A 15,980-nucleotide genomic window follows, 5' to 3' on the forward strand; every position below is an offset into this window, starting at 1 on the left:
ATGAAATTCGCGGTACTCGTATTCCCCGGCTCCAACTGCGACATCGACTGCTATAAAGCGGTGGAAGAGATCGGCGAGCAAGTTGATTATGTATGGCATACAGCGACGGATCTGAGCGCTTATGACGCGATCCTCGTACCAGGCGGCTTCTCGTACGGCGACTACCTGCGCTGCGGCGCGATCGCTCGTTTTGCCCCGGTTATGAACGAAGTGAAGAAAGCAGCCGAGCAAGGCAAGTACATCCTCGGCATCTGCAACGGTTTCCAAATCCTGACGGAAGCAGGCCTGCTCCCAGGCGCGCTGCTCCGCAACAAAGATCTTAAATTCCGCTGTCATAGCACGCTGCTTCAAGTGGCGAACAACAAGACGGCGTTCACGAACCAATATAGCGAAGGCGAGATCATCGACATTCCGATCGCGCACGGCGAAGGCAACTACTACTGTGACGATGAGACACTCGCGAAGCTTCAAGCGAACAACCAGATCGTATTCCGCTACAAAGCGGGCGCGAACCCGAACGGTTCGGTCGACGATATCGCAGGGGTCAGCAACGAACGCGGCAACGTGGTCGGCATGATGCCTCACCCGGAGCGCGCGATCAGCCAGATTCTCGGCTCGGAAGACGGCAAACGGATGTTTACATCGATTTTGAATGCATGGAGGGAACAACATGGCGCAGCAGTTAACGGCTAAGGAACCGACGGCGGAACAGATTGCCGACCAGAAGATTTATCAGCAATTCGGCGTAACCGACCACGAATATGACCTCATCTGCGGATTTATGGGTCGTAAGCCGAACTACACGGAGATCGGCGTATTCTCCGTCATGTGGTCGGAGCACTGCTCGTACAAGAACTCCAAGAAGATTCTGAAGAAGTTCCCGATCACCGGCCCGAAAGTCTTGATGGGTCCGGGCGAAGGCGCGGGCATCGTCGACATCGGCGACAACCAAGCGGTCGTGTTCAAGATCGAATCGCATAACCATCCGTCCGCGGTCGAGCCTTACCAAGGCGCGGCAACAGGCGTAGGCGGCATTATCCGCGACATTTTCTCCATGGGTGCCCGTCCGGTCGCGCTGCTGAACAGCCTCCGTTTCGGCAACCTCGAGAATGCGCGCGTGAAATACTTGTTCGAGAACGTCGTCAGCGGCATCGCGGGCTACGGCAACTGTATCGGCATTCCGACGGTTGCGGGCGAAGTTATGTTTGACGAGAGCTACGAAGGCAATCCGCTCGTTAACGCTATGTGCGTAGGCCTCATCGACCATGACAAGATCCAACGCGGCGTAGCCAAAGGCGTAGGCAACCCGGTCTTCTACGTCGGTCCTGCAACAGGCCGCGACGGGATCCACGGCGCGACATTCGCATCCGTCGAGCTGTCCGAGGAATCCGAAGAGAAGCGTACGGCGGTGCAAGTCGGCGATCCGTTCATGGAGAAGCTGGTTATGGAAGCAACGCTTGAGCTGATCAACTCCGGGATCGTCCTGGGTATCCAAGACATGGGCGCGGCAGGTCTGACTTGTTCGAGCGCCGAGATGGCGTCCAAAGCCGGCAATGGCCTGGAGCTGTACCTCGACGAAGTACCGCAGCGCGAAGAAGGCATGACGCCTTACGAAATGATGCTGTCCGAGTCCCAAGAGCGCATGCTCTTCGTCGTGACGCCGGAGAACGAAGCGCAAGCTAGAGAGATTTTCGACCGTTGGGGCGTAATCTGCGCGAAGGTCGGCAAAGTAACGGACGACGGCCGTCTGCGTCTGTTCCACAAAGGCGAAGAAGTCGGCAATATGCCGGTTACCGCTCTCGTCGACGAGTGCCCGGTATACGACAAGCCATCTTCCGAACCGGCTTACTTCGGAGAGAACGGCGCGCTTGACACTTCGTACGAAGAAGTAACGGATCTTACAGGCGCACTGAAACAAATTCTGGCTTCGCCAACCGTGGCGAGCAAAGAATGGGTTTACAACCAGTACGACTACATGGTTCGCACGAGCACGGCAGTTCAACCAGGCTCCGACGCAGCTGTCGTTACGATTGACGGCACGCGCAAGGCGCTTGCGATGACGACGGACTGTAACGGCCGTTACGTGTACCTCGATCCAGAAGTCGGCGGCGCGATCGCGGTTGCTGAGGCAGCGCGCAACATCGTCTGCTCCGGCGCTGAGCCGCTGGCGATCACGGACAACCTGAACTTCGGCAACCCGGAGAAACCGGAAGTGTTCTGGCAGCTGGAGAAAGCGGCTGACGGCATGTCCGAAGCTTGCCGCGTGCTGGAGACGCCGGTTATCGGCGGTAACGTATCCCTGTACAACGAGAATGCCAAGGGCGCGATCTACCCGACGCCGGTTATCGGCATGGTAGGCCTGGTCCACGACATTGACCATATTACGACGCAGAAGTTCAAGTCCGAAGGCGACGTCATTATCCTCCTGGGCGAGACGAAGCACGAATTCGGCGGCAGCGAACTGCAGCACGTCCTGATCGGCAAGAACGAAGGCCGTCCGCCGGCGCTTGATCTGGCTGTGGAGAAAAAGCTTCTTTCCGCCGTTCGCGGCGCGATCACGCAAGGCCTCGTCGCTTCGGCGCATGACCTGTCCGAGGGCGGACTTGCGGCGGCATTGGCCGAGTCCTGCATCAGCGGACGCCTCGGTGCGGACGTGAACGTGGCGACAAGCCTGCGCGCGGACGCAGCGCTGTTCAGCGAATCGCAATCGCGTATCTTGCTGTCGGCGAAGCCTGAGAACGCAGCGGCACTGACGGCATATCTGACGGAGCAAGGCGTAACGAATGCCGAGATCGGCGTCGTACGCGGTGACGCATTGACCATCAACATCAACGGCAGACCGGGCATCGCAGCACCGGTCGAGCAACTGGAGCAGGTCTGGAAGGATGCGATTCCATGTCTGATGAAGTGAAGCAGCCTCACAAGCTGTGGACAGGCTCTCATTACAACGAGGGCATAGGGCGGGATGATATTTTCGATAAACTGCGTGAAGAGTGCGGCGTGTACGGGGTGTGGAACATCCCGCACGCAGCTTCGCTCTCGTACTACGGGCTGCATGCTTTGCAGCACCGGGGCGAAGAGAGCGCGGGGATTTGCACGGCTGATCCGGAGGCGAACGGAAAGTTCAACTACCACCGCGGCATGGGCTTGGTGAAAGAGGTATTCACGCAGGACGTGCTCGACACGCTTGCGGGGAATATGTCGATCGGCCATGTTCGTTACTCCACGGCGGGCGAGAGCAAGCTGGCGAACGCGCAGCCGCTCATTTTCAAATACCGCAAAGGCGACTTGGCTGTAGCGACGAACGGCAACATCGTGAATGCGCCTGAGATTCGCGAAGAGCTCGAGAACCTCGGTTCGATCTTCCAGACGAGCAGCGATACGGAAGTCATTGCCCACTTGATCGCCCGTTCGAGCAAGGATTTCGTGAACGCGGCCAAGGATGCGCTGCAACGGATCATCGGCGGCTTCGCGTTCCTCATCATGACGAACGACAAGCTGCTGGTCGCTTCCGATCCGCACGGTCTTCGTCCGCTCGTCATGGGCCGTCTCGGCGACGGGTACGTGTTCGCTTCGGAATCTTGCGCCCTTGAGACTGTGGGTGCGGAGTACGAGCGTGACGTGCAGCCGGGCGAGCTGCTCGTGTTCGACGAGAGCGGCATGACGGTCGATCGTTTCGCGCCGCTGGAGCGCCGGGCGACTTGCGCGATGGAATATATCTATTTTGCGCGTCCGGACAGCGATATTAACGGCATTAACCTTCACTCGTCCCGTAAGCGGATGGGTCAGCGGTTGGCGCTCGAAGCGTTCGTCGATGCCGATATCGTCACCGGCGTGCCGGATTCCAGTATCTCGGCCGCGATCGGCTATGCCGAGCAGACGGGTATTCCTTACGAGCTGGGTCTCATTAAAAATAAATACACCGGCCGTACCTTCATCCAGCCTTCGCAGGAGCTTCGCGAGAAGGGCGTGAAGATGAAGCTGTCGGCGGTGCGCAAAGTCGTCGAAGGCAAGCGCGTCGTCATGATCGATGACTCGATCGTTCGCGGCACGACGTCGCTTCGCATCGTGAACATGCTGCGCGAAGCAGGGGCGCTCGAGGTGCATGTGCGGATTACGTCGCCGCCTTTTGCCAACCCGTGCTACTACGGCATCGATACGCCTGACCGCAAAGAGCTGATCGCGTCCTCCAAGACGGTCGAGGAGATCCGCCAAGCGATCAACGCGGACTCGCTGTATTTCCTCAGCCACGAAGGGTTGATCGACGCGGTAGGCGGCAATGACGGCGCGAAGAATCGCGGCATGTGTCTGGCGTGCTTCGACAACGATTACCCGACGCCGGTCGACTTCAGCTCCGATAAGAGCTGCAGCTGCTAGGTTACAGAGTTCAAAAAGTCGACCATTCAGCACCGAGAAGGTTGTCGTAAAGGTGAAGAAGGAGGAGCTTAAGTTTAGGCAAACCTAAATGAGCACCGGACTTCAAGCCTGCACGCAAGATTCGATGCCGGGGTACTCCCTGGTTGGCTTCGTGATCAATGGATGACTCTTATAGAGATAAGCAAGGCAACAAGGGGAACATGGAAAGGGGCTTAAGCAGGCGCGAGACGGCCGGCTTAGGCTGCCTTTTAACGGCCGAAATGATGAATGATGCGAACAATTTAAGGAGTGAATGTTGTGGCAGAAGCGTATAAACAAGCCGGTGTCGATATCGCGGCAGGCAACGAAGCAGTCGAACGGATGAAGAAGCACGTGAAGAAGACGTTCCGCCCGGAAGTGCTGACGGATCTTGGCGGCTTCGGCGGATTGTTCAGCCTGAACAAAGACAAGTACGATGAGCCGGTTCTTGTTTCCGGCACGGACGGTGTCGGCACGAAGCTGAAAATCGCGTTTGCCATGGACAAACACGACACCATCGGCATCGACGCGGTTGCGATGTGCGTGAACGATATCGTCGTGCAAGGCGCGGAACCGCTGTTCTTCCTCGACTATCTGGCGTGCGGCAAAGTCGTGCCTGAGAAGATCGAAGCGATCGTCAAAGGCATCGCGGACGGCTGCGTGCAGTCCGGCTGTGCCTTGATCGGCGGCGAGACGGCGGAGATGCCGGGCATGTACGAGGAAGACGAGTACGATATCGGCGGATTCACGGTCGGCATCGTCGACAAGAAGAACATCATCGATGGCAAAACGATCGCCCCGGGCGACGCGGTCATCGGCCTCGCATCGAGCGGCATTCACAGCAATGGCTACTCGCTCGTTCGCCGTCTGCTTCTGGAGCAAAGCGGCTACACGCTCGAGCAAGCGCTGCCCGAGCTTGGCGGCAAGACGTTGGGCGAAGTCGTGATCGAACCAACCCGCATCTACGTGAAATCGTGTCTTGAGCTGATCCAGAAGGTGAAGGTTAAAGGCATGGCGCACATTACGGGCGGCGGCTTCATCGAAAACATCCCGCGCGTGCTTCCTGAAGGCGTGAACGTGAATATCGAATACGGCTCGTGGCCGATTCTTCCGATCTTCAAGCTGATGCAGGAGAAGGGCAACATCACGAACCGCGACATGTTCACGACGTTCAACATGGGCGTCGGCATGGTCGTCGTCGTGCCTGCGGATCAAGCGGAAGAAGCGGTACGCGTGGCGCGCGAGCTCGGCGAAGACGCCTACCGGATCGGTACTGTTACGGAAGGAAGCCGCATCGTTACGTTCACGGGAGCGGACGTATAATGGCGAAGCTGCGTGTCGCCGTGTTTGCCTCCGGCAACGGAACGAACTTCCAGGCACTCGTGGACGCGGCGCAACAAGACCGGCTCGATGGCGCAAGCCTCGAGCTTCTTGTTTGTGATAAGGCGCACGCGCCGGTCGTCGAACGAGCGAAGAAAGCAGGCGTGGATACGTTCGTGTTCGCGCCCAAAGAGTATGACTCGCGTGAAGCGTACGAACGAGAGATTCTCGCGGAGCTTCAGCGCCGGGAGATTGAGCTGGTCGTATTGGCCGGCTATATGCGGATTCTAACGCCCGTGATGGTCGACGCGTACGAGGGACGGATGATCAACATTCACCCGTCGCTCCTGCCGGCTTTCCCGGGGATTAACGCTATCAGACAAGCGTTGGATTACGGGGTCAAAGTAACCGGCGTAACGGTGCACTACGTCGACGGCGGCCTCGACAGCGGCCCGATCATCGCCCAGCGCCTCGTCGAGGTGCTCGACGGCGAGACGGAGTCGACGCTCGCGACGCGCATCCATGCGGTGGAGCAAGAGGTACTGCCGTGGGTCGTTGGCCGCATCGCGGCAGGCAGCGTCAGCCTGGACGGCCGCCACGTGACCGTGACGACGTTGTAGATTGTAGGTCGGACGGGCCCAAGCAGCTGTGGGAGAGCTGCTTGGCCCGGTTGCGAGGCCGGAACGATCGGAAGAGCGGGAACTTGGCGAGCAACGGATAACAGCGAATCATCGTACATTTGCGACTGCAGAGTCGTGCAGCACCGGATAGATAACACTAGGATCGATTTGGGAGGGTATTGTTTTGGCAATTCGTAGAGCATTGATTAGTGTGTCGGATAAGACGGGGATTGTGGAGTTTTCGCGTGCGCTGGCAGGACTGGGCGTGCAAATCATTTCGACGGGCGGTACATCCGCGCTGCTCGAGAAGGAAGGCGTACCGGTTATCGGCATCTCCGACGTAACGGGCTTCCCGGAGATTCTCGACGGCCGCGTTAAGACGCTTCACCCGGCAGTACACAGCGGCCTCTTGGCTGTTCGCGATGACGAAGAGCATCAGAAGGCGATGCAAGAGCTCGGCCTGGACTACATCGACCTCGTGGTCGTCAACCTGTATCCATTCGCCGCGACGATCGCGAAGCCGGACGTGACGTACGAAGACGCGATCGAGAACATCGATATCGGCGGCCCGACGATGCTTCGCTCGGCTGCGAAGAACCATGCGTTCGTAACCGTCGTCGTTGATGCGGCTGACTACGCGAACGTGCTCGAAGAAGTGAAGGCGCAAGGCGACACGACGCTCGAGATGCGCAAACGTCTGGCGGCCAAAGTCTTCCGTCACACCGGCTCGTACGATGCGCTGATCTCGGACTACCTGTCCAAGCTGCAAGGCGATCCGCTGCCTGAGCGCTACACGGTCACTTACGAGAAAGTGCAAGACCTGCGCTACGGCGAGAACCCGCACCAGAAGGCGGCGTTCTACCGCAAACCGATCCCGACGAGCGGCAACATCACGACCGCGGAGCAGCTGCACGGCAAAGAGCTCTCCTACAATAACATCAACGACGCGAACGCGGCGCTTGCGATCGTTAAGGAATTCAACGAGCCGGCAGTCGTTGCGGTTAAGCACATGAACCCTTGCGGCGTAGGCATCGGCGCGAACATCCATGAAGCGTATCAAAAAGCATACGCGGCCGACCCGACGTCCATCTTCGGCGGCATCGTAGCGGCTAACGGTACGATCGACGCGGACACGGCGAAGCTGCTCGGCGAGATCTTCCTCGAGATCATCATCGCGCCTGACTTCACGCCGGAAGCGCTCGAGATTCTGACGAAGAAGAAGAACATCCGCCTGCTGAAGCTCGGCGAGTTCCAATCGGGCGCAGAGCGCAAGCAAGACTGGATCGTAACAAGCGTCGAAGGTGGCATGGTCGTGCAAGAGTCCGACGTGCACAGCCTGTCCGAGGACAATCTGCAGGTCGTCACCGACCGCAAGCCAACCGAAGACGAGCTGAAGCAGCTGCTGTTCGGATGGAAAGTCGTGAAACACGTGAAGTCGAACGCGATTCTGCTTGCGGCAGACAACATGACCGTCGGCGTTGGCGCTGGCCAAATGAACCGCGTCGGCGCGGCGCGCATCGCGCTTGAGCAAGCCGGTGAGAAATCCAAAGGCGCAGTGCTTGCATCCGACGCGTTCTTCCCGATGGGCGACACCGTTGAGTTGGCGGCGAAGTACGGCATCACGGCAATCATTCAGCCAGGCGGCTCGGTGAAAGACCAAGAGTCGATCGACGCGGCGAATGCGGCGGGTATCGCGATGGTATTCACGGGCGTTCGTCACTTCAAACACTAGTTAACGGGCAGACAACAACAATCTAAGAAGGCAGCAAGAAAGCGCATGAGCGGCATCCACCCCTCATGCGCCGAACGCTTCCTTCTTCTTTTTCAATCAGGGGAGGGTTTCCACGTGCGGGTTATGGTCATTGGCGGCGGCGGACGCGAGCATGCGATCGTCTGGGCGCTGAGCAAGAGCGAGAAGGTTCAACAATTGTACTGTGCGCCGGGCAACGCGGGTATCGCGGAGCTGGCGGAGTGCGTGCCGATTCCGGTTAACCGGTTCGCGGATTTGATTCAATATGCGAAGGATCAGGCGATCGATCTGGTCGTCATCGGTCCGGACGATCCGCTCGCGGACGGCATCGTTGATGCGTTCGAAGAACACAACATTCCGGTATACGGTCCGCGCAAGAATGCGGCGGAGATCGAGGGCAGCAAGATTTTCATGAAAAATCTGCTCAAGAAGTACAACGTCCCGACCGCGAAGTACGAGACGTTCACGGATTATGAGACGGCACTGGCTTATCTGCGCGAGCAATCCGCGCCGATCGTCGTGAAGGCCGACGGCCTGGCGGCAGGCAAAGGTGTTACCGTAGCGGCGACGATCGAAGAAGCCGAGAAAGCGCTCAGCGACATGATGGTCGGCAAAGTATTCGGCGCATCCGGCGGCAGCGTCGTGATCGAAGAGTTCATGCAAGGCCAAGAGATGTCGATCCTAGCTTTCGTCGATGGCGAGACGGTACGCGCGATGGTGCCGGCGCAAGACCACAAGCCGGTGTTCGACGGCGACAAAGGCCCGAATACGGGCGGCATGGGCACGTACTCCCCGCTGCCTCACATCGATCCGGCGCTGATCGAGGAAGCGATCGAGAACATCATCAAGCCGACCGCGAAGGCGATGGTCAGCGAAGGACGTCCGTTCCGCGGCGTGCTGTTCGCAGGCCTCATCATCACGAGCGAAGGCGTCAAGACGATCGAGTTCAACGCGCGCATGGGCGATCCGGAGACGCAGGTCGTGCTGCCGCGTCTGAAGACGGATCTGCTCGACGTTATTCTCGCGTCGCTCAGCGGCCGCTTGAATGAGCTCGAGCTCGAATGGAGCGACGAATCGGCGGTCTGCGTCATCGCAGCTTCCGAAGGTTACCCGGCTTCGTATCCGAAGGGACGCGTCATTACCGGCCTCGATGCTGCCAAGGCGCAAGGCGCTTTGGTCTTCCACGCCGGAACGTCGCTGAAGGACGGCGAGTTCGTGACCAACGGTGGCCGCGTGCTCGGCATCGTCGGCCGCGGGCAAGATATCGCGGAAGCGCGCGCGCGTGCGTATGAAGCGGTATCGGCAATTCATTTTGAAGGGATGCATGTTCGGACGGATATTGCAGCCAAAGCATTGGTGTAAGTTACAAGCCGTAGTCGTAGGGGGATGACCCGTATGGCTGCGGTTTTTTTTGTGCGAGAAGGAGTCGTCGGCGTAGTTCCGTGTGTGCAACTTTACTGGGATAGGCCTCGTCAGTATGGTTGGTAAAATACGGAAAATACGAGGTGGTCGTCATACGTACAAAATGGATGTTCATCCTGCTCGCAGCCGTCATGATCGGAGGTGCGGTCCCATTAACGGTCGGCAAGGCCGCTGCGTCTGCTCCCGTGCCAGACCAGCCGTCTACAGTTGCTACGAACCCGGGCAAACAGCTGATTCCGCTGCTCATGAACAATTATTTTGTACTTTTTCCGGGGGAGAAGGCGCCGTTCATCAAGAGCAATCGGCTGATGGTTCCGCTTCAGACGTTCGCGAAAGCGATCGGGGCTTTCGTAGACGAGAGGGACGGGAGCAAAGGGACGTATTACATGATTTGGCCGAGCGGGATGGCAGGGTTGGAGACTTCCGTGACAGGCTTGAGGGCGGGCTTCGATTGGGCCGTTTACGGCGGTGACATGGGCTTTGGTATTGGTGCGTTGCCGGAATACCGAGCGGGGGAGCTTTTCATCCCGGTGACTCCCGTTCTCGATGGGTTAGATCCGTACAGCTACGAGATGCGCAGAATCCGGCACTACAATTACCTGGCCATCATGGACCCAGCCGACGCCTTGCTGCTGGATGAAGTGAAAGATGACGATATCCCGCATATCGACTACCCGCCGATGATGTCCGAGGCCCCTTACCCGCTGATCCCGACGGCGCTTGCCCAGAAGGTGATCCAGAGCGGCAGCGGTAAGCAGATCTATCGGATGACGATGGAGATGGAACGGGCCGATGGGATCGGCGAGCGAATGGAGGCAATTGAGCTGCAGATCATCGCCGTGGACCAGCAAGGGAAGGCGACGAAGCTAACGCAGCAGCGGCCTCCGGCAGACGGCACGGTCCATACGGTCGTCTTCGATATGCCGCGCGAGCCCGCTTATGTCCTCGTGCAATCGACGCCAATCTATAAGGAGGAGCCGGCCTACAAGACGGGCTACGAGCTTCAAGCCGCTATGGCGTCCGCGATGGCGAAGGTGTACAACCGCCGATCGTTGTTTGAGGATCTGAGGCTTTACCCCGTCGCATACACCGTCGATCCGTATGAAACCCGGCTATCCGTTACGAAGCCGGCTTGGGACCGCACCCCGATTACGGCGCAGGAAATCGACACTCTCCGGCATGCCGTCTTTGAGATCGCCGGCCGCTCCTTCCCGCTAGATATCGAGCCAGTGAAAAGGCGGGCCGAACCAGATTTGGCGGGGACGATTACGATGATCGAGGCGTCGGGGCGGATCTGGATCTCCTCAACCCCTTCGACCGCTGATTCTGCGGATGGCGAATCTTCGACGAGACGGTGGCAGGGAACGCCGGAGCCGTATCTGTTCATCCATCGCAACAATTCGGAGGAGGGGATGAGCCCGAACGAATTGACGATCGGCATGAAAGTGGAGGCATGGATTAACGGACCGCCGAAGCGTGAAGGAACGGTGGAACAGGTGCGCTTATTCGAGCTTGTCGTGCAGGAGTAGATTTTGGCCATGCGGGTTGCTCCGTATGGCTTTTTCGGCGTGGCATCGTGCTTGGTTTCAGGCAGGGACGGCGAAGAGCGGATGTGATATAGTCACACTAGCTATGGTTATTCATGGGGTTAAAGGTTAATCGTCTGAAAGAAGGGGAAACGTGTGCAAGTGGAAGAGAGACAGCGAGCATCGATTGGAAGAAGAATAGGGGCTTTCCTCGTCGATCATGTGACGATAACCGCGGTAGCAGGCGGGATGATGATGGTTGTAGTAGGGATGGAAACATGGCTCCGTATGCTAACATCGGGTATGGGCTTTGTAATCCTGACCGGCTACATCCTTTATCTTTGCAAAGATGTGATCGGGGGGCGAAGCATCGGCAAGCGGCTGTTCGGCCTGATTGTGCGGAATGAGCAAGGTGAGACGCCAACGGTCGTGAGGCGGATCATCCGTAATGCATTCGTTTTTATATGGCCCATTGAATTCATCCTCATTGTAGGGTCCAAGCGCAGACTAAAGATTGGTGACCGGATCGCGCATACCGATGTGTATGTGATGTCTGGTCGAAGGAACGTCGTCGGCATTGTGGTTGCCGCCGTGATCGCGACGGCGATAGGCATTACGCTCTTGGTGGGCGGCGTACTATATCTCATCAAGAACGATGCCTCCTATGAAACGGCGACCGCATACATCGAGAATAGTGCGGACATTCGCGAGGCCGCCGGGGAGGAGATCGAATTCGGGTTTCTCCCGTCAGGCAGCGTTCGGATCACGAACGGAGCGGGAGAAGCGGATTACGCGATCAAAGTGAAGGGGAGCAAGCGGGAAATAACGGTGTTCCTGACGATGTCCAAAAAGCCCGGCGATACGTGGATCGTGGAGAAGATGAGCTACCGATGAATGATTCAATTTATGACGAGGAGAGGAACAACATGGAGAAGCAATCACCGTTATACGGTGCCCTGCCATACCTGAAATCTGCTCTAGCGGAAGAGAGCGAGCAAGGCGGCATAGAGGCTCTGTCCGAAGACGATCAGATCGTGGAGATTCGGTTCAACGAGACGCTGACGATAGCCTTCCTGTACGACGACCGCGAGATGGATGTGCTGCGTTACGTGCAGCAGGGGGATTTGCAGACGCTTGGGGTGACGCCAGACGCGCTGCTGAGATTGGCGGTCGACAATCTATATGAGCGGACGGATACGCATGAACTGCAGCTACAGTCGTTCGACGACGCCAGGTATGAGATGCTGCTGATGGACGGCCATTTCGAGGCGAGCCTGCTGCTGCTCGACGACTTGTGGGAGGCTACGCTTAAAGGTCAGGTGGAGTCCGGTTTCGTTGCGGCCATTCCTTCGAGCGATGTGCTCATGTTCTGCGATCGGCAAGACGAGCAGGGTATTGCGGAGATGAAGGCGGTGGTCGACCAGATCGAGGAGGTCGGCGGGCAGGTTCTGTGTCGGCAGCTATTGAGCAGAATTGGGGATAAGTGGGTCAGTATCTGATGGGACCGAACGTATAGGGGAGTGTTCGCGGTTGTTCGGATGGTTGAAGAGAAACAATACCAAATCAGTGCGCAGTAGAACGATAACGCTGGAGGAACAGCTCCAGGCATTGCGCGATATCGGGATTGCGCTGAATCCTGGCGTAACGGTTGACACCTTGCTACAACATACGGGACGGGAAAAGTATGAGGCTGACCCCTACGATTGGCTGCTCTTGGAGATGGGCTGCGAACTCGAACGTGATGGCGTATTCGAGAACATATCGGATCATGTCTGGTATATCGATACCGAAGTAGTGGAGGATCATGGCGTCTACGTGGATGTTTTTCAGCGGCTTCAGCTGATGTCGGGGATTGAGATCGGGGAGATCGAAGATTACGTCGATATCATGGAGGAAGTGGTTTGGGTATCCTTCACTTTCAAAGGGGAGCGCCTTAAGTGGGAGATCGAAGTCGATGACGACTGGATGGACTTGAACGTGCTGGCCAAATTAAGCGGGCTGATTGAACGCGAACTAGGCAAGCGTCTCGTCTTCACGGATAGTCATGGGCAATCTATTCTGATTCTCTGTCTGGACGATGGCCAGCTGCGAGCGCTTAATCGTCTTGTGAAATATCCATTTTACTCCTTTGGATGAAGGATCGCCCGTCCCGCCTAGATCGAATCATTTTTCAGCCAAATCCTTTCCTTCCCTGCCATGAAATATATGGTATAGTAGTCAACAAAATATAAGCCAGAGGGAAGTGCAGGTACACGATGAGTACAAGAAGTGCAGCAGCGCCGAACGTGAACACGTCGGCGACCGTATTCCCGATTTTGTTCGCGATCAGCATCGTTCATCTGCTCAATGACACGATGCAATCGACCGTATCCGCTTTATTCCCGATTCTGAAAACCGAGTATGCGCTCAGCTACCTCCAGATCGGCCTGATCTCGCTCGCCATGAACGTGACGGCGGCGGTCCTGCAGCCGCTCGTCGGCTATAGCGCGGACTTGAAGCCGAGGCCGTACATATTGCCGATCGGGGTGTGCTTCACGCTCGCAGGCGTGGTGGGGCTCGCAGTTTCACCGTACTATGTGCTGGTGCTGTTATCGGTGACCGCTATCGGGATCGGCTCGGCGGTGTTCCATCCGGAGTCGTCGCGGGTCGCGTACTTGGCCGCAGGACAGCGGCGGGGATTGGCGCAGTCGATCTTCCAGGTCGGGGGCAACATCGGCAGCTCGCTCGGACCGATCATGACGGCGGCGATTTTCGTTCACGTGGGTCAATTCGGGGTCATCTGGTTTGCTTTTGCCGCGATTACCGCGATCATCATTCAGACGTTCGTGGCACGCTGGTACAACGGGCAGCTGCTGGCGCCGAGACAGCCTGCCGCGAGAAGGGCACGGTCAGGGGAGAGCCGCGGCTCTTCGCTCACCAAGCAGCAGATTACGTGGGCGATCGTCATTCTCGTGTTCCTGGTCGTTACAAAACAAGTCTATATGGCGAGCATCTCCAGCTATTATACGTTCTATCTCATCGACAGTTATGGCGTATCGGTAGGCGAGTCGCAGTTGTTCCTGTTCGCGTTCTTGTTTGCGGCGGCGGCGGGGACCTTCCTGGGCGGGCCGATGGCTGACCGGTTCGGGCGGCGCAACGTGATCTGGTTCTCGATCCTGGGCACGGCGCCATTCTCCATTCTGCTGCCGTATGGTGATCTGTTCTGGTCGGGCGTGCTTGCGGTACTGGCGGGCTTCATTCTCTCGTCCGCCTTCTCGATCATCGTCGTCTATGCGCAGGAGCTGCTGCCCGGCAATGTGGGTCTCGTCTCCGGCCTGTTCTTCGGGCTTGCGTTCGGCATGGGCGGGCTTGGTTCGGCGCTGCTCGGCAAAGTGGCGGATCTCCAGGGGATCTCGTTCGTCATGGAGCTGTGCGCCTATCTGCCGCTGCTCGGCGTGCTGGCCATTCTGCTTCCGAAGGACGCGCGCGTCCGCGGGCAAGGCTAACGGCGACGGCTTGAATCTACTTGTACTTATAGTAAGGCTGCATGCAGATCGAAGGATGTGCGTGCAGCTTTTTTACTATTCTATCGTTCGTCAAAATGAGCATATAGTCGAGCAGGGACGAGCCGTGCGTCGTTCGAATGACATATTTCGCCTCCATGTTACTGGTTTGTAACAACTTGCCTGCCCAATCCCGTTACGATGAATCTATCAGGGGATATGGGGAGAGAGGCAATGATGATGGACATCGTGAAGCAGCGGCGGCTGATGGTCGCGCTGCTTGCAGGCGCGCTGGCGGTGATGGTGGCAGGATGCGGAACGGAAGCGGGACTGCCGCTGATGACAGGAGGATATGGAAGCGGTGCGGGACACGTCTCCGCTGCTTCGGGGAGTAAGGATACCGGGAAGCCGGAGCAGGCCGATGGTGCAGGAAGCGGCGTGCAGCCGGGAGACGCGGCCGTGACGGACGCCAGCTTGGGAAGCGGTGGCAGCGGATCAAGTGAAGAGGTTGCTGCAGGCGGCCAGGCAGACGGAACGGATAGCAATACCGCTCAGACGGACAAGGAAGATCAAGAGGCTGGCCAAGGAGCGGGAGTTGCTGGCGCGGGAGCAAACAGCGGCCAGGCCGAACAGGCGCCTGCCGGCCAGACGACAACTGGCGGACAGTCCGCTGTACGGTTGGATCCGCCGACAGAAGCGAACGTCGCTTTTGTCCCGCAGCAAGGCCAGAAGCTGGTCGCGCTCACGTTCGACGATGGGCCGGATCATCGTTATACCCCTGACATTCTGAAGGTTCTGAAGGAACAGAAGGTGAAGGCGACCTTTTTCATGGTCGGCACGCAGGTGAAGAAATACCCTGATATGGTGAAGGAAATCGTCGAAGACGGACACGCAATCGGCAATCATACGCAGCATCATGCTAATTTATCCAAACTTGACGATAATGATATTAAGCAGGAAATCAAATCCGCCGATGAATGGTTTAAGGAGACCATCGGGTTCGTTCCCCATCTGGTCCGCGCGCCGTACGGTGCCGTATCCGACATCGTGAAGGACGTCATCCAGGAGAACGACCGCGAGCTAATTGGCTGGACGGTCGATACGAGAGACTGGGACGGCGCTTCCGTCGAGGCGATGCGCAAGAACGTGAACAAGAACACGCACCCCGGCGGAATCGTGCTCATGCACTCGTTCGGGAGCAAGCATCTGGGCAACACGGTGAAGGTGCTGCCGCTGATCATCCAAGATCTGACGGATAAAGGCTACACCTTCGTCACCGTCGACGAGCTGCTCGCGGCCAAGGAACTGAATGCCAAGGCCAAGGAAGCCGCGGCACAAGCAAGCGCGAAGACGAATCAGGCCAAGACCGCGAAATCCTAGTGACCGGTATATGACACAAGAAGGCGTACTGCGCTCGGGACTACCATCCGAATCAGATAAGCCATAGAGAAGGGAGAGATGATCG

The 15,980-nt window shown here is 57.8% G+C and carries 13 protein-coding genes; all 13 read left to right on the forward strand.

The annotated features are described in order from the left end of the window. Complete coding sequence (purQ, locus tag FHS18_RS19585; RefSeq protein ID WP_183601775.1) at window positions 1-693, forward strand: phosphoribosylformylglycinamidine synthase subunit PurQ; 693 nt, start codon at window positions 1-3, stop codon at window positions 691-693. After that, a complete protein-coding gene (gene purL, locus FHS18_RS19590) occupies window positions 671-2,911 on the forward strand; it encodes a phosphoribosylformylglycinamidine synthase subunit PurL (protein ID WP_183601776.1) in 2,241 nt (746 codons plus the stop codon). The genes purQ and purL overlap by 23 nt, the downstream gene beginning before the upstream one ends. Next, entirely contained in the window at window positions 2,896-4,377 is a 1,482-nt protein-coding gene (gene purF / locus FHS18_RS19595; protein WP_183601777.1) for an amidophosphoribosyltransferase, read from the forward strand. The genes purL and purF overlap by 16 nt, the downstream gene beginning before the upstream one ends. A 297-nt stretch (window positions 4,378-4,674) precedes the next feature. After that, window positions 4,675-5,718: a phosphoribosylformylglycinamidine cyclo-ligase gene (purM, locus tag FHS18_RS19600; RefSeq protein ID WP_183601778.1), complete on the forward strand. Its 1,044-nt coding sequence runs from the start codon at window positions 4,675-4,677 to the stop codon at window positions 5,716-5,718. Further along, window positions 5,718-6,335: a phosphoribosylglycinamide formyltransferase gene (gene purN / locus FHS18_RS19605; protein WP_183601779.1), complete on the forward strand. Its 618-nt coding sequence runs from the start codon at window positions 5,718-5,720 to the stop codon at window positions 6,333-6,335. The genes purM and purN overlap by 1 nt, the downstream gene beginning before the upstream one ends. Before the next feature lie 184 nt (window positions 6,336-6,519). Then, window positions 6,520-8,067 (forward strand): bifunctional phosphoribosylaminoimidazolecarboxamide formyltransferase/IMP cyclohydrolase, encoded by a 1,548-nt coding sequence (gene purH, locus FHS18_RS19610; RefSeq protein ID WP_183601780.1) that lies wholly within the window; start codon window positions 6,520-6,522, stop codon window positions 8,065-8,067. 114 nt (window positions 8,068-8,181) lie between these two features. After that, window positions 8,182-9,447 (forward strand): phosphoribosylamine--glycine ligase, encoded by a 1,266-nt coding sequence (gene purD, locus FHS18_RS19615; RefSeq protein ID WP_183601781.1) that lies wholly within the window; start codon window positions 8,182-8,184, stop codon window positions 9,445-9,447. 143 nt (window positions 9,448-9,590) lie between these two features. Then, window positions 9,591-11,036, forward strand: coding sequence for a hypothetical protein (locus FHS18_RS19620; RefSeq protein WP_183601782.1), 1,446 nt, complete (start codon window positions 9,591-9,593; stop codon window positions 11,034-11,036). A gap of 159 nt (window positions 11,037-11,195) precedes the next feature. After that, on the forward strand, window positions 11,196-11,927 hold the full coding sequence (locus FHS18_RS35215; protein ID WP_183601783.1) for a cytochrome c oxidase assembly factor Coa1 family protein: 732 nt from the start codon (window positions 11,196-11,198) through the stop codon (window positions 11,925-11,927). A 32-nt stretch (window positions 11,928-11,959) separates the two neighbouring features. Continuing rightward, window positions 11,960-12,532, forward strand: coding sequence for a DUF1444 domain-containing protein (locus tag FHS18_RS19630; protein WP_183601784.1), 573 nt, complete (start codon window positions 11,960-11,962; stop codon window positions 12,530-12,532). A 31-nt stretch (window positions 12,533-12,563) separates the two neighbouring features. Next, window positions 12,564-13,169, forward strand: a complete 606-nt coding sequence (locus FHS18_RS19635; protein WP_183601785.1) for a hypothetical protein — start codon at window positions 12,564-12,566, stop codon at window positions 13,167-13,169. A 119-nt stretch (window positions 13,170-13,288) separates the two neighbouring features. After that, window positions 13,289-14,518, forward strand: coding sequence for an MFS transporter (locus FHS18_RS19640; protein ID WP_183601786.1), 1,230 nt, complete (start codon window positions 13,289-13,291; stop codon window positions 14,516-14,518). A 231-nt stretch (window positions 14,519-14,749) separates the two neighbouring features. Next, the gene (locus tag FHS18_RS19645; RefSeq protein ID WP_246427776.1) at window positions 14,750-15,895 is read left to right on the forward strand and encodes a polysaccharide deacetylase family protein; all 1,146 of its coding nucleotides are present in this window, start codon (window positions 14,750-14,752) and stop codon (window positions 15,893-15,895) included. Window positions 15,896-15,980 lie beyond the last annotated feature (85 nt).

The organism is Paenibacillus phyllosphaerae, from assembly GCF_014192105.1.
Classification (GTDB): Bacteria; Bacillota; Bacilli; order Paenibacillales; family Paenibacillaceae; genus Paenibacillus_Z; species Paenibacillus_Z phyllosphaerae.

Coding starts and splice junctions, on each gene's coding strand:
- purQ (WP_183601775.1), top strand. CDS start 1: ATGAAATTCGCGGTACTCGTATTCCCCGGCTCCAACTGCGACATCGAC.
- purL (WP_183601776.1), top strand. CDS start 671: ATGGCGCAGCAGTTAACGGCTAAGGAACCGACGGCGGAACAGATTGCC.
- purF (WP_183601777.1), top strand. CDS start 2,896: ATGTCTGATGAAGTGAAGCAGCCTCACAAGCTGTGGACAGGCTCTCAT.
- purN (WP_183601779.1), top strand. CDS start 5,718: ATGGCGAAGCTGCGTGTCGCCGTGTTTGCCTCCGGCAACGGAACGAAC.
- FHS18_RS19630 (WP_183601784.1), top strand. CDS start 11,960: ATGGAGAAGCAATCACCGTTATACGGTGCCCTGCCATACCTGAAATCT.
- FHS18_RS19640 (WP_183601786.1), top strand. CDS start 13,289: ATGAGTACAAGAAGTGCAGCAGCGCCGAACGTGAACACGTCGGCGACC.
- FHS18_RS19645 (WP_246427776.1), top strand. CDS start 14,750: ATGATGATGGACATCGTGAAGCAGCGGCGGCTGATGGTCGCGCTGCTT.